The sequence below is a fragment of the Sphaerotilus montanus genome (genome assembly GCF_013410775.1).
GTDB lineage: Bacteria > Pseudomonadota > Gammaproteobacteria > Burkholderiales > Burkholderiaceae_C > Sphaerotilus > Sphaerotilus montanus.
In genome coordinates this window covers 231978-245848 of sequence record NZ_JACCFH010000001.1, presented here as the reverse complement: position 1 = coordinate 245848, position 13871 = coordinate 231978, and the positions used below count along the sequence as shown (strand labels likewise).

The 13871-nt window shown below is 67.0% G+C and carries 10 protein-coding genes; 1 reads left to right on the top strand and 9 read right to left on the bottom strand.

Annotation, left to right across the window (positions count from 1 at the left end; genetic code table 11):
• Positions 1–56: 56 nt before the first annotated feature.
• From BDD16_RS22880 to BDD16_RS01085, 4 genes are all read right to left on the bottom strand, one after another.
• Positions 57–1196: an alpha-ketoglutarate-dependent dioxygenase AlkB family protein gene (locus BDD16_RS22880; RefSeq protein WP_246332438.1), complete on the bottom strand. Its 1140-nt coding sequence runs from the start codon at positions 1194–1196 to the stop codon at positions 57–59.
• Complete coding sequence (locus BDD16_RS01095) at positions 1193–2041, bottom strand: hypothetical protein (RefSeq protein WP_179632235.1); 849 nt, start codon at positions 2039–2041, stop codon at positions 1193–1195. The genes BDD16_RS22880 and BDD16_RS01095 overlap by 4 nt, the downstream gene beginning before the upstream one ends.
• A gap of 500 nt (positions 2042–2541) precedes the next feature.
• Positions 2542–3288 (bottom strand): Rossmann-fold NAD(P)-binding domain-containing protein, encoded by a 747-nt coding sequence (locus tag BDD16_RS01090; RefSeq protein WP_179632234.1) that lies wholly within the window; start codon positions 3286–3288, stop codon positions 2542–2544.
• Between the two features lie 3 nt (positions 3289–3291).
• Positions 3292–3726, bottom strand: a complete 435-nt coding sequence (locus tag BDD16_RS01085) for a DUF29 domain-containing protein (RefSeq protein WP_179632233.1) — start codon at positions 3724–3726, stop codon at positions 3292–3294.
• Between the two features lie 130 nt (positions 3727–3856).
• Here BDD16_RS01085 and BDD16_RS01080 point away from each other — a divergent pair, with 130 nt between their 5' ends.
• Positions 3857–4807: an NAD(P)H-dependent flavin oxidoreductase gene (locus BDD16_RS01080; protein ID WP_179632231.1), complete on the top strand. Its 951-nt coding sequence runs from the start codon at positions 3857–3859 to the stop codon at positions 4805–4807.
• On the opposite strand, the gene BDD16_RS01075 is transcribed toward BDD16_RS01080, so the two are convergent.
• The 5 genes from BDD16_RS01075 to BDD16_RS01055 form a co-directional block, all read right to left on the bottom strand.
• Positions 4797–8891 carry a Pls/PosA family non-ribosomal peptide synthetase gene (locus BDD16_RS01075; RefSeq protein WP_218897650.1) on the bottom strand — a complete coding sequence of 1365 codons (4095 nt, stop codon included), beginning with the start codon at positions 8889–8891 and terminating at the stop codon, positions 4797–4799. The genes BDD16_RS01080 and BDD16_RS01075 overlap by 11 nt on opposite strands.
• A 4-nt stretch (positions 8892–8895) precedes the next feature.
• Positions 8896–10197, bottom strand: coding sequence for a diaminobutyrate--2-oxoglutarate transaminase (gene ectB, locus BDD16_RS01070; RefSeq protein ID WP_179632229.1), 1302 nt, complete (start codon positions 10195–10197; stop codon positions 8896–8898).
• 114 nt (positions 10198–10311) lie between these two features.
• Positions 10312–11913 (bottom strand): TolC family protein, encoded by a 1602-nt coding sequence (locus BDD16_RS01065; RefSeq protein ID WP_179632227.1) that lies wholly within the window; start codon positions 11911–11913, stop codon positions 10312–10314.
• A 4-nt stretch (positions 11914–11917) separates the two neighbouring features.
• Complete coding sequence (gene cheB / locus BDD16_RS01060) at positions 11918–13042, bottom strand: chemotaxis-specific protein-glutamate methyltransferase CheB (protein ID WP_179632225.1); 1125 nt, start codon at positions 13040–13042, stop codon at positions 11918–11920.
• Positions 13043–13064: 22 nt separating this feature from the next.
• The gene (locus BDD16_RS01055) at positions 13065–13871 is read right to left on the bottom strand and encodes a CheR family methyltransferase (protein WP_179632223.1); all 807 of its coding nucleotides are present in this window, start codon (positions 13869–13871) and stop codon (positions 13065–13067) included.

The window sequence follows — 13871 nt, the reverse complement described above, 5'->3', positions numbered from 1 at the left end:
TGGGCGGGCGGCACTTTGCAGTGGCTGCCCGTTTTGTTTTTGGGCGTACGGATTACTCAGGCGGAACTTATGGAACGAAAGAGGCGGCAGGCGTACTTTTGGACACCCCAAGACACAGCCAGTGTTTCGTCAATTTCGTACCATCGACCACCGGGATGCCCAGTGCCGTGATTCTCACCCATGCAGGAGCATTCGCAGTCCGCGCCTTGGGCATTCCAGCAAGCTGGGGCGCATACCTGCTGTTCCCTGTGTAATTGAATCACGTAGCACTTGGAATAGCGCCGCAAGCAAAGTCGAATTGTTCGCTCGAACCAGGCTTGTGGAATTTGCCAGGCCTTATATTGCGAATTCCATTCTGGCTTATTTCTCTGGTCATCGCGGAGCCATTCGAAATTGTTTTGTGCGAATGGTATTTTCGCAAGTAATGGCTGAGGATTTGCTCGACGAAGAATAATCGGTATTTCTTTTTGCCGCCATATTTTTAGTAGTGTGTCAGAGGAGGATTCGTTATGCATCGAGCGTGCTTGAGGGCTAACGTTTGATATAAGTGGCCGCAAATCTTTACTACTCTGTCCTAGAGTGAGGCCAATTTGCCGGAAGGTGAGATTGATCCTTGGCCCCATGGGTCTCGTCGTCTTTGCGATTCCATGTTTCCAGTTCTGCTGAGTTTCTCCTTTCATCAGCAGTAAGCTTCCGGACGGTAAGGGCAAGTGAACAGGACGTAGTGTCTGGTTGCGACGCGGCTTAAACGTGAATACTCTCTGCTCGCCAAGGCTCAACGATGCGATGGTTGGTCGGGGGCCCAGTTCTGGTTCGTCATCACTATGCATACCAATGCTGTCCCGCTCATTGCGGTAGTAGTTCAACAAAACACTATTGAAACTTTCCGCGCAAGCCTCTTCGACCCTCGAACGCAGTTCGAGAAGGCGATGTGTCCACGGCAATGGCTGCATGGCAATGCCTGAGTAGGTGTACGTTCGGCCAGAGTCTCCATACCAGGCAACCAACCGCGGTTGAGGATACCGTTTACCCCAAACAACCAACTCTTCAGCCCGCCAATGAGTTTTTTCGATCAGTTCTTGTAGTATGTACTCAACCTCGCCGCTAGAAAGAAAATTTGGTATGAGTTGAACATCGGCCCCTTCCAGCGGAAGACGATCTAAGCTGGGTTCCGGCTGAAAGAGGTCGAGGCTCAAGGTTTTTGGAGTACGCGATAGGTGAGTGAAGTCTTTAACTTTGGCTGCTGACCGAATTTCTTAAGAAATTCGCCGAGTTCGGACTTTTGTTCATTATACCTCGGCCAAAAATCTTCATTCGTTGCTTCAACAAGGCAATTTAGTTTGGCCGCTTTCCATTGCTTGTCGAAGTACCTGTTGAAAGTGTCATGTCCGTTGTCATCATAAATAAAGATCGCACCTGGCTTCGCTTCTTTGAAGAGTTTTTCCCAGAATTTTGTGACGACTCCATCTTTGTCAAGAGCCATAACTTCGGAGACGAAGTAGCTCATCGTGAAGACGTCTGCCTCCAAGAATTTCTTTTGCTGGGCCCAAGATTCAGGTTTCGTGACATCTAGCGGCTGAAAATTGGCATGAAGGACTAGGTCTGTCTGGAGTGAGTCATCAAGTTCGACCCATGTGTCTGCCCAAGCCTGTTCACGGTCAAGGAGATAGCATGTAACTTTTTTTACTTTCTCGGTGGCTTTTCGTTCATCGAGATATTTAAGAAGTGCAATGATGTCGCTCCCGGGACCTCCACCCACACAAGAAACGCGAATGCTGTCTGTCTTAAAGATTCGGCCCTCCAACTTCTGGCGAAGTACTTCCAAAACTTGGACAACGTAGTCGCCGTGAGAAGCTACGTATTTGTAGACGTAGGCAAAACGGGTGGCTGGATCTTTGTAGTTGACTGGTTCACGATCATTGCTACTTAGCTGAGTATAACTTTTTGAGAGATACTTAATCTGCTCTGTAATTGCCTTGTCTGCGTCATTGCCATGGGTTTTGGTTGCTTCTTTGTAAAGTGTGTCGAGTGCAATCTTCACGAGTTCAAATATCGTCATTTTGGTTTTACCTTTTTATAAGTTGATTCCCTTGATTTTTCAAGGAGCTGCATGTGATTCTTGTGCTGTTTAAAATTTTTCAGTTGATTTCCTTCGCGTTGAAGTAACTGATATTTCGGGTAGGTGTGCTACCTAGTAGGTTCCTAGAATAAATTAACGAAAATTTTTCATTCACTGAGTCTAGCCACAACGTCAGCTAACTGAGCATGGAGGTACAATACGTTTTCATAAACGGAAAAGCGACGTGAATTCCTCCACGTCGCTTAGGTGAATATTCACCAAATTCCAGCCTATCATCTCTCTACGACTATCAGCACGGCGCTCGGATTGGTTCTCGCGATTGCAAGCAACCTCCTCGCCGCCCCGCTGGGCTGCTTGCACCCTTGCTCCCAACCCTGGCACGTGCGAACAGACACACCCATGAGCGTGGGAATCTGTGATTGCGACAGGTCCGTTCTCTTGTGTGCTTCTCGCGTCGAGAACTACTGCCGCCCACTCGCGATCAGCGCCGCCATTTCCGGGTAGTGATACGTCGCGTTTGTCGCCGGATGCCGCTTCGCCGCCGCGATCATCGCCCCCGCGATCTGCTCCACCCGTATCGACCGATACTTCCCCGGCGTCACGAACGAAAACAAGGGCAGCGCCTTTGCAAGCAGCCACGGCGTGTGCCGCGACCCGATGATCATCGCAGGCCGGAACACGCTCACGATCGCCGGCCCGCTCGCGCGCACGGCTTCTTCCGCCTCGCCTTTCACGCGGTTGTAGCGCGCCATGCCGGCCGCGCCGCTGCCGCTGGTCTTCGCTGTCGGGTCCGCCCCGGCGGCGCTCATGAACGCGAGGTGCCGGACCTGGCCCGACTCCCGCAGCGCCCGGGCGAACGCCTCGTTCAGCGCCACATCGACCGCGCGATGCGCCTCCAGCGTGAGCTTCGCCGTGTCGGCGCCGACGCCCAGCACGCTGAACCCTTCCAGCTCGCCGCCGACCGCTCGCGCCACCTCCAGGGTCGCTGCGGCGAGGGACGCCGGCGCCATGTCGGGCACGAGTTTCTCCACCAGCCGGCGACCCGTGGCGCGGGCCAGCGCGACCGCCTCGGGCAGCGATCGGCGCGACAGGGTGATGACGGTCCCGAAACCCTCGTCGTGGAACAAGGCGTGGAGCAAGGCGCCGCCGACGGAGCCGGAGCCGCCGAGGACGATGGCGGTGCGTGCGGGGGTGGTCGTGGTGGTCAAGTCTCAAGCCTCAGGGAAAAACGCCGCCGACAGCACCTGATCGATCGACCACGGGCAATCCTCGGGGAACGTGTCAAGCCCCGTCTCGTCAATCGCCTTCGCCACAGCGTCATGCCACGTGCCTTCCACCCAGCGCGGGTCAGTCAGCGAGGCCGTGAGGCTTGGCGCCGCCTGCAGCACGGAGGCGATGGACTTGCGCTGGACCTTGATCGAACGCGTCCAACTGCTGCAACGGCGCCCAGGCATGTGCTGCCACCTCAGCAGGTGCGCCAGCAACGCCGACAACCGACGGGCCAGTTCGCGCTTCTCACTCTTGGCAACGTCCTCGATTTCGTCGGCGATGTGTTCAATGTCGATGGCCGAGAGCTTGCCCGCCCGCAACAGCGCGGCCTGTTCCATCGCCCATGCCACCACGTCCCGTTCGTATGGCGTGCCCATTCGGAGCGTCCTTGTGTGAGGTCGAAAAGTCCATTGTCTACCGGCTCGGCACCTGAGCGACACGCCCCCGCCCCCGAAAACGGCACACTGCCCCCACCCGCCCATCGCCCCAAAAAATCAGGAGACCCCCATGCCCCTCCCGCCCGTCCTCGCCCACCTCCCCCTGCCCATCATCGGCTCCCCGCTGTTCATCATCAGCAACCCGAAACTCGTCATCGCCCAGTGCCAGGCCGGCGTGGTCGGCTCGATGCCCGCGCTGAACGCCCGCCCGGCATCCCAGCTCGACGACTGGCTCGCCGAGATCACCGAGACGCTGGCCGCCTACAACGCCGCGCACCCGGACGCCCCCGCCGCCCCGTTCGCCATCAACCAGATCGTCCACAAGAGCAACGACCGGCTCGACCACGACATGGCGGTCTGCGCCAAGTACAAGGTGCCGATCATCATCACCAGCCTCGGCGCGCGCACCGACGTGAACGACGCGGTCCACGCCTGGGGCGGCGTGGTGCTGCACGACATCATCAACAACACCTTCGCGAAGAAGGCGATCGAGAAGGGTGCCGATGGCCTGATCGCGGTCGCGGCGGGCGCGGGTGGGCACGCCGGGGTGAAGAGCCCGTTCGCGCTGATCCAGGAAATCCGCCAGTGGTTCGACGGCCCGGTGGCGCTCTCCGGCTCGATCGCCACCGGCGGCGCCGTGCTGGCCGCGCAGGCGATGGGCGCCGACTTCGCCTACATCGGCTCGGCCTTCATCGCCACCGAGGAGGCGCGGGCGAGCGAGGCGTACAAGCAGGCGATCGTGGACGGCAACAGCGACGACGTGGTCTACAGCAACCTGTTCACCGGCGTCCACGGCAACTACCTGAAGCCGTCGATCCGCGCCGCCGGCCTCGACCCGGACAACCTGCCCGAAAGCGACCCGACCAAGATGAACTTCGGCGGCGACGCGAAGAAGGCGTGGAAGGACATCTGGGGCTGCGGGCAGGGCATCGGCGCGGTGGACGCCGTCGTGCCCGCCGCCGAGCGGGTGGCGCGGCTGCGGCGCGAGTACGAAGCGGCGCGGGCGCGGCTCAGCCGGTGACCGGGCGCGCCGGGTTGCCGTGCCAGCGCGAGTCTGGCGCGGGCTGCTCGCCTTTCATCAGGAAGGTGTCGGTGTCGAACACCACCCGGTCCCCCGCCACCACGCCGTAGTGGACAAAGGCCCGCGTGCCGAGCGTCACGTCGTCGCCCAGCCGGATGTGGTCGGACTTGAACAGCCCGTCCTCCAGCGAATGGCCCTGGATCAGCGCCGTCTCGCCCAGCGTGGCGTGGTCGCCCAGCGTGGTGAGGGTCTTCTCGGTGATCGAGCCGCCGTCGTCCAGCAACTGCCGCCCGACCCGCACCCCCAGCGCTCGCCACACCAGCCCCATGAACGGCGTGCCGCGCAGCAGCGCCATCAGCACGCTATCGCCGGCCAGCCCGAGTTTCCAGAAGCGTTCGTGGCGCCAGAACGCGGGGTCCAGGACCGCGTCGGTGCGTGGCTCCAGCGCCCGCCCGAGCAGGCTGGCCCGGTCCACCCCGATGAACCAGAGCACCTGCACCGCCAGCGCCGCGACCGAGCCGACCGCCAGCGACAGCGCCCCCGGCAGCGGCAGCCCGACATAGGCGCCATAAAACACAACCGCCGCCAGCGCCGCACCGCCGGCCCGAGCGGTCAGGAACAGCGCCATCGTCAGCCCGTTCGAATGCCGCTTGCGCCGCAGTGCGTCGGCGCGCCAGACCGGGTCGAGCAGCCGCGCATCCGGCTGGTCGCGCAGCACCGAGCGCGGGATCTCGAAACACGGCGAGCCCAGCAGCCCGACGTTCTCGCGCAGCGGTCCGTCGATCGGCACCATCGTCCGCGTGGCCAGCAGGCAGTTGTCGCCCGTGCGCGCGCCCGCCGGGAACAGCACGCCGTTGCCGATGAAGTTGCGCGCGCCGATCTCGGCATGCCCGACCCGGAACTGCCCGGCCGACAGGTCGGTGTTGCTGACGAGCAGGCCGTCCGAGACCATCGTGCCGCTGCCGAAGGTACACAGCGTCGGCACGTCGTGGGTCTGGCTCATGCCGAAGTTCGAGCCGGTCTGCTCCAGCGCGGGCATGCGGTAGCCGATCGCCTGCAGCCAGCTGGTGGCGTACTGGCTGTCACCCGCCAACGCGTTGTGGAACTTCGAGTTGCTCCAGGCGGTGATCCACTGCAGCAGCAGGTAGTGCGGCCCGTAGAGCGGATAGACCCGGCCCGGCGTCAGCAGCCCTGACAGCCAGCGCGGCAGCGTCACCATCACCAGCGCCCAAACCGCCGCGCCCGCCAGCAGCCCGCCCGCCCCGACGAGGGCCACCAGCCCCAGCGCGTCCCAGTGGCTCGGGTGCGCGTGGCCGAGCAGGTGCAGGCTGAAACGTTCCTCCAGCCGCTGGCCCTGTTCGCTGCTGACCAGGTAGAGCGCCCACAGCGGCAACGGCAGCGACACCAGCCCCAGCCACCCGAGCTGCGCCAGCGAGAACAGCGCGAGCCGCCACCGCCCGGGCGGCGCGCCGTCGGGCACGCGCCGGTAGTCGGTGTCGGTCGGCTGGGCGGGGGAGCCGTGGGCGCGCTGACCGGCGGCGACGCGCTGGCCGGGCAGCAGCGCCGAGCTGTGGCCGAGTTGGCTGCCGTCGCCCATCGCGGTGTCGATGTCGACCACGGTGGATTCGCCGATGAAGCAGCCCCGGCCGATCGTGACCGCGCCCGTGCGCACCCGGCCCGCCTCGACGCGGTAGCCGTTGAGCAGGACATGGCGGCCGATGACGCTGTCGTCGCCGATGTCGATCAGGTCGGTGCAGACCGGCATCAGCGGCGTTGCCACCAGCACGCGGCGGCCGATGCGCGCCCCCAGCAGGCGCAGGTAGGCGCTGTACAGCGGCGAGCCCGCGAACAGCACGACCGGGTTGAAGCGCAGCAGTTGGCGCACCGCCCAGAAGCGCAGGTACGTGGTGCCCCAGGCCGGGAATTCGCGCACCGTCCAGCGGCCGATCAAGATCCACTTCAGCACGACCGGCAGCGCCACCGCCCAGACCCAGAGCCCGGCGCCCAGCACGATCGCCCGCCCGAAGGCGCGCAGCGGGTCGGTCTCTGCCAGCAGCCAGTCCAGCCCCGCCAGCATCGGCCAGAACTGGGCCGCCGCGTAGGCCAGCACCATCAGCACCTGTGCCACGCCGCAGCCGAGGTAGGCGAGGCGGTGGGCGTGGTGGGGCGCCGCGGTGGCGGAGGTGGTCGGGGACGGTGCCGCATCGGCCCGGGCCGCCGTGGCGTCCAGGTGCCGGGCCAGCAGCCGCACCGACGGGTGCTGGTAGAGGTCGGCCATCGACAGCGCCGGCCGGTCCAGCGTGCGCCGCAGCCGCGCGCCCAGCCCCGCCATCAGCAGCGAGTTGGCGCCGAGGTCGTCGAAGAAGTGCGCGCCCGCGGGCACCTGGTCGAGCTGCAGCACGGCGGCCAGCGTCGCGGCGATGGCCTGTTCGGTCGGGCCGTCGGGCGGGTCGTCCTCGGCCGCGGACTCGGCGGGCAGGCGGCCGGTCGGTGGGGGCAGCGACTTGCGGTCGGCCTTGTCGCTGGCCAGCATCGGCATCTCGGCCAGACATTCGTAGCAGCTCGGCACCATGAACGCCGGCAACTGCTCGCGCAGGCGTCGGCGCAGCGCTTGCGGATCGACCCCGGCATGGCCCGGCCGCAGCGTGTAGTAAGCGACCAGCTCGACCGCCCCCGGCGCGAAGGCGTGGGGCTGCACGACCGCCTGGCGTACGCCGTCCTGCTGCATCAAGACCGACTCGATCTCGGACAGCTCGATGCGGTAGCCGCGGATCTTGACCTGCGTGTCGATGCGGCCGAGGTACTCGACGCGGCCGTCGTCGCGCAGCCGGCCGAGGTCGCCGGTGCGGTAGAGGCGGCCGGACGGGTTCGGTTGCACGCCGATGAAGTCGTCGATGAAGGCCCGCGCCGTCTGGTCCGGCCGGTTGAGGTAACCCTGCGCCACGCCGACGCCCGCGATCACGATCTCGCCGACCTCGCCCAGCGGCAGCACCCGCCGCTCGTCCGGCGCCAGGATCAGCACCGTGTACGTCGGCAGCGGCCGGCCGATCGTCACCACCGGCGCCGCGGGATCGAGCACCTCCAGCGTCGCGGTGACCGTCGTCTCGGTCGGCCCATAGGCGTTGAGCATGCGCCGCGTCGGCGTGGCCCAGCGCTGCACGAGGTCGCGCGGGCAGGCTTCCCCCGAGACGATCAGCAGCCGCAGGTCGGGCAGGTCCGCCTCGATCGTCGCCAGCAGCGTCGGCACGCAGCACAGCGCCGTGATGCGCCGCGCGACGAGGAAACGCGCCAGGTCTTCGCCGAGCAGGCTGGTGCTGCTCTGGTTCGGGTGCAGCGTCGCGCCGACGCACAGCGGCACCCAGGTCTCCTCGACCGCGAAGTCGAAGGCCATCGTCAGGCCCTGGTACACCTGATCGTCCGGCCGGTAGCCGTAGGTTTCGGTGGCGACGCGCACGAAGTTGCAGATCTGCGCCTGCTCGATCGGCACGCCCTTGGGCCGCCCGGTCGAGCCGGAGGTGTAGATGACGTAGCACAGCGGGTTGTCGCATCCGGCGCCGTCCGGCAGGGTGTCGGCCAGCTCCTGCGCGCTCAGCCGCTCGCCCGAGGTGTCACAGGCGAGCTGGTCCACGCACAGCCCCGGCACCGGCAATGCCGCCAGCCGCTCGGCGTAGCGCGACACGCTCAGCACCCGGCGTACGCCGGCGTCCTCGCAGATGAAGGCGCAGCGGTCGTCGGGGAACCCCGGGTCGAGCGGGACATACGCCGCGTGCAGCTTGAGCACCGCCAGCATCGCGATGTGGCTGTGGACCGACTTGTCGAACAGCAGCGCCACCCGGTCGCCGGGCCGCACCTCACCGGTGGCCAGCAGGTGCCGCGCCAGCCGGTTGGCGCGGCGGTCGAGGTCGGCGTAGGTCAGCGTGGCCTCTTCGCTGCACAGGGCGACGCGGTCGGCGCGGCCCTCGCGGGCGAGCGCGTCACAGCGGGCTTCGAAGAGGTGGTGCAGCCGCTCGCCGGGTTGCCAGCGCAGGTGGTGGTCGGCGGCGGGCTGCTGCAGGAGGGTGGGCGACGGGTGGGCGAGGTCCATCGGCTCAGGCGGCGTGGCGCAGCGAAGTCGCCAGCGTGTCGGTGACGGCGCCGTGCAGGATCGACAGGCCCTGCTCCAGCAGTGGCAGCGGCGTGTTCAGTGGTGCCAGCACCTTGAGCACCTGGTCGTGGGCGCCCGAGGTCTCGATCACCAGCCCGCGTGCGAAGGCCAGGCTGCAGACCTGTCCGGCCAGGTCGCCGCTGTGGACGTCAAGGCCCTGCATCATCCCGCGGCCCTTGAGGACCGAGCCCGGCACCTCGCGGCCGATGCGCTCCAGGTGGGCGTGGGTCAGCGCGGCCCGGCGGGCGATCTCTGCTTCGAAGCCGGGTTCGCGCCAGTAGGTCTGCAGCGCGGCGGTGGCGGTGACGAAGGCGTGGGTGTTGCCGCGGAAGGTGCCGTTGTGTTCGGCCGGGCGCCACTGGTCGTGGTCCGGGTGGATCAGCACCAGCGCCATCGGCAGGCCAAAGCCCGACAGCGACTTGGACATCGCCACCAGGTCCGGCACGATGCCCATCGGCTCGAAGCTGAAGAAGCTGCCGGTGCGGCCACAGCCGGCCTGCACGTCGTCCACGATCAGCAGCGCGCCGTGCTGGCGGGCGAGGGCGGCGATGCGCTGCACCCAACCTGGGGAGGCGGCGTTGAGGCCCCCTTCGCCTTGCACCGTCTCCAGCAGGATGGCCGCGGGCGCGTCCACGCCGCTCGACGGGTCGTCCAGCAGCCGCGCCAGCAATGCCGCGCTGTCCATGTCCGACCCCATGTAGCCGTCGAAGGGCACCCGCGTCACGCCCGACAGCGGCAGGCCCATGCGGTTGTACGCGCTGCCCGTGGCCGCCAGCGCGCCGAGCGTCACGCCGTGGTAGCCGTTGGTGAAGGCGATGATGTTGTGGCGCCCGGTGACCTTGCGGGCCAGCTTCATCGCGGCCTCGACCGCGTTGGTGCCGGTCGGCCCGGTGAACTGGACCCGGTGCGGCAGGCCGCGCGGCTTCAGGATCACCGACTCGAAGGTGTCGAGGAAGGCCCGCTTGGCGGTGGAGTGCAGGTCCAGCCCCATCGCCAGGCCGTCCGCGCCGATGTGCGCCAGCAGGGCTTCGCGCATGGCCGGGTCGTTGTGGCCGTAGTTCAGTGCGGCGCAGCCGGCCAGGAAGTCGATGTACTCGCGCCCCGCCTCGTCGCGCATCAGGCTGCCGCGGGCCGAGGTGAAGACGGTGTCGAAGCGGCGGCAATACCCGCGCGCCGCCGATTCGCGGCGCAGGAAAACCGAGCGGTCGTTGGTGTTGGTGCTGGCGTTGACGGTGGGGCCGGTCATGTCCATTCCTTGCTGAGGTGGTGGACTGGCAGTATCAGAAATTCGCCTAAATGTAACCTTATGTAAAATGGAGGAGTGGGGTTGTTCGGCGCCAGAACGGTGCCGAGGCCACGCTCAGCGTGGCACGCACCAGGCGTCGCCTTGTCCGAGCGTGCCGGGCTGGCAGCCGCCGCTGACCGGGCGGGTCGGCGGGAGTGTCGGGCGTGCGGCCGGCACGGCCGCGGGGACTGGCGCTGCTGCAAGACGCCCTGGCGCGTCTGTCGGGCGCAGTGCGCCCCGTTCCAGCCGCCCCAGGCTGGCGGCGAGGCGCCAGCGGGACAGCCGCTGGCGCGAGCTGGCCTGCTGCTGCTCGATCTGCGCGTCTGTCCAGTCCTGCCGGGCGGTCAGCAGGTCCGCCAGACTGGCGTCCTCGTCCCCGCCTTGGTAGCGTGCCGTTTCGGCGAACAGCAGACCGCGGGCAAGTCGGACCAGATCCTGGTACTCGGTCTGCACGGCCGCCGCCGTGCGCCATTCCTGGTAGGCCTCCCACACGCTGACCGCGAGCCGCTGGCGCTGGTCTTCGAGTGCGGTCCGGGCCGTGGCGTGCTCCACGCTGGCCGCCTGGCGCTGTGCCTGGCGGACACCGCCATCGAACAGCGGCCAGGTCAGAGTCAGCGTGGTCTGGCGAGCGGAGCCGGACACCGGGGTGCCGTCAGCGGTCTCGCCGGTGCGTCGGCCACGGCCGAGCGCATGGCTCAGGCCGAGGGTCGGTCGTCCGGCGCGCTCCGCCTGGTCCAGCGCGGCGCGGGCGACGCCGATGCGTGCCCGTGCTGCGGCCAGTTCCGGGTGGTCGTCGAGGGCCTGCGACAGGCTGCGCTCGATCCCGTCGACCGCGGTGAACGCGGTGGTGTCCGGCTCCGGTGCGGCGGTGTCCGCCAGCGCTGGCCAGGGGGTGTCCGGGGCGCGGCTGGTCAGCGCCGACAGGCGGGCGCGGGCCACGGTGAGTGCGAGCGCGCTGTCGCGCAGACTGATCTGGTTGCGCGTGCGGGCCTGGCGCAGCTCCAGGAGCGCCGTGTGTTCGGCCTTGCCGCTGCGGTGGCGCTGCTGCAGGTCGGGTTGCAGCGCGGCGAGCATGTCCTGCAAGGCCTGTCGTGCCTGCAGGGCCTGCTGCGCATCGAGGACGGCGTGGTAAGCCTGCGCGGTGTCCAGCAGCACGGACTGGAAGGCCGTGTCGCGTTGCGCCATCGCCTCGGTGACCGCCAGCCGGGCGGCGCGGGTGGCCGCTTCCTGGCGACCGCCGTCCAGCAGCAGCCAGCCCAGCTCCAGTGTGGCCGTGCGGCTGTGGCCGCTGCTGGCGGCCAGGGCGCCGGATTCCCGGCCGGTCTCCAGCCGCAGGTTCAGCTCCGGGCGCGCGCTGGCCAGCTGGGCGTCCAGACGGGCGGACTGGAGCTGGATCTGCTGCCAGGCCAGGCGGGTGCGCGCGTCGGCACACAAGGCCTCGTCGAGCAGGTCGGTCAGCTGCGCGGGGGGCTGTGTCGCCAGCATGCAGGACACGGGCAGGTGGGGCTGTGCCTGCAGCGCGGTGCTGACCAGACAGGCTGGCAGCACCAGGACCGGGATCTGCCACCAGCGTTGCCACCAGCCCCTCCACGCGCTGTGGTGGCCCGGGGTGCGGGCGAAACGGAAACGGGAGTCAGGGCAGAACGTGCGCATCATCGGCGCACATTCTAGTTTCATGTTGTTACGTTCTGGCGACCAGTGACCGACTGCCTGTGCTGGAAATCCAGTCGGCAATGCGGCCCAGGGGCAGCACGTCCTGGACGGCGCCCAGCTTGATCGCCTCGGCGGGCATGCCGAAGACGATGCAGCTGGCCTCGTCCTGTGCCGCAGTCGAGGCGCCGGCCTCGCGCATTTCCAGCAGGCCGCGGGCACCGTCGCCCCCCATGCCGGTCATGATGATGCCCACGGCATGGCGGCCTGCACAGCGCGCCACCGACGAGAACAGCACGTCCACCGAAGGCCGGTGGTGGTTGACCGGCGGTCCGTCCCGGACCTCCACCGTGTACTGGCCACCCTGTCGGCGCAAGGTCATCTGCTTGCCCCCGGGCGCGATGAGCACCCGTCCGTCGAGCACCGCGTCGCCATCGCGGGCTTCCAGCACCTCCAGCGTGTACTGGCTGTTCAGCCGCGCTGCGAACGACGCCGTGAACTTCTCGGGCATGTGCTGGACCAGCACGATGCCGGGTGTGTCCGGTCCGAGATGGCGCAGCACGGCTTCGATGGACTGGACGCCGCCCGTCGAGATGCCGATCGCGACGATGCGGCTGGCAGGGCGGCCCGTGCTGCTCCGCGCGGTGGCCGGTGGCGGCGCGTTCGTGTGGAGCGGCGCAGGTGCCGTGAGCGGCGCGGGCAGGTGTGCCGGTGGTGCTGCGCGTGCCAGCAAGGCCGGGGCTGGCGTGCGTGCCGCCTGGCGCACGGCGGAGATCAGCGTCTGGTCCGAATCGTCCCCCCTGCCTGACGCCGCGGCTGCCCGTGCCGCCGTCGGCGAGCGCCGCACGGCGAAGGCCGCGGCGCCCGCGGCGAGGGCGGTCTGGACGACCGGATCTGCCAGGGTCAGGTGGGCGGCGCAGACCACGACAGGGGTCGGCCGTTCTGCGTGGACACGTTTCAGGAAGCCGGCCACGTCGAGCCGTGGCCACTCGATGTCGAACACGATGACGTCCGGCCACCGGGCCTGCAGCTTGGGCCAGGCGAATCCGGGGTCTGCCGCGGTGCCCATGATCTCGAATCCCGCCGCCGTCAGCGACTGTTGGAGATGCAGCCGCCCGACGGCCGCTGGGTCGATGAGGAAGAGATGCTGTGCCACGCTGTCGGTGCTCTCGATTGACTCAGGCGTGGCGATAGACGGCAGGCGCCACCGCCACGGTGGGGATGCCGAGGTTGGCGATCGACTCGGCGTGTCCCGTGAACAGCAGTCCGTCCGGCTTGAGCCGTGTCAGCACCCGCTTGACGATGTCGGCCTTGCCGGGGTTGTCGAAATAGATGAGCACGTTGCGCAGGAAGACCAGGTCGAACTGGCCGATCTCGGGCAGCGTTCGGGTCAGGTTGGCGCATTCGAAGCGCACCAGCTGGCGCAGCTCCGGCGCCACCATCAGCTTGCCGGTGTTGTCGCCATGGCCTTTCAGGCACCAGCGCTTGAGCAGTGGCGTGGGGGTCAGGCGGGCGCGTTCGAGCGGGTAGAGGCCACGCCGGGCGGTGTCCACCATCGCGGTCGACAGATCGGTGCCGATCACCTGCCAGCCCCTGAGCCCGAAATGCTCGCCCAGCACCATGGCGATGCTGTACGCCTCCTCGCCGGAGGAGCTCGCCGCACTCCAGACCCGGAAATCGCCCCCCGCCGCTCCGGCTCGCCGTTCGGCCAGCATGCGCTTGAGGTGCTCGAAGTGCTGCGGCTCGCGGAAGAAGTAGGTCTCGTTGGTGGTCAGCTTGTCCACCACCTTGACCAGTTCCTGCGCGTCGCCCTCGCGCATCAGCAGTTCGACATAGGCATCGACGTCTCGCACGCCGCGGGCCTGGGCGAGTTTCTGCAGGCGGCCTGCGACGAGGGCCTGCTTGGCATCGGAGAGCTGGATGCCCGAGACCTGCCGGAACATCGTGGTCACGGCCTGGAAGGAGTTCTTGGAAAGCATGGTCAT

Coding starts and splice junctions, on each gene's coding strand:
- BDD16_RS01055 (WP_179632223.1), bottom strand. CDS start 13,871: ATGACCATGCTTTCCAAGAACTCCTTCCAGGCCGTGACCACGATGTTC.
- BDD16_RS01065 (WP_179632227.1), bottom strand. CDS start 11,913: ATGAAACTAGAATGTGCGCCGATGATGCGCACGTTCTGCCCTGACTCC.
- ectB (WP_179632229.1), bottom strand. CDS start 10,197: ATGACCGGCCCCACCGTCAACGCCAGCACCAACACCAACGACCGCTCG.
- BDD16_RS01080 (WP_179632231.1), top strand. CDS start 3,857: ATGCCCCTCCCGCCCGTCCTCGCCCACCTCCCCCTGCCCATCATCGGC.
- BDD16_RS01075 (WP_218897650.1), bottom strand. CDS start 8,891: ATGGACCTCGCCCACCCGTCGCCCACCCTCCTGCAGCAGCCCGCCGCC.
- BDD16_RS01085 (WP_179632233.1), bottom strand. CDS start 3,726: ATGGGCACGCCATACGAACGGGACGTGGTGGCATGGGCGATGGAACAG.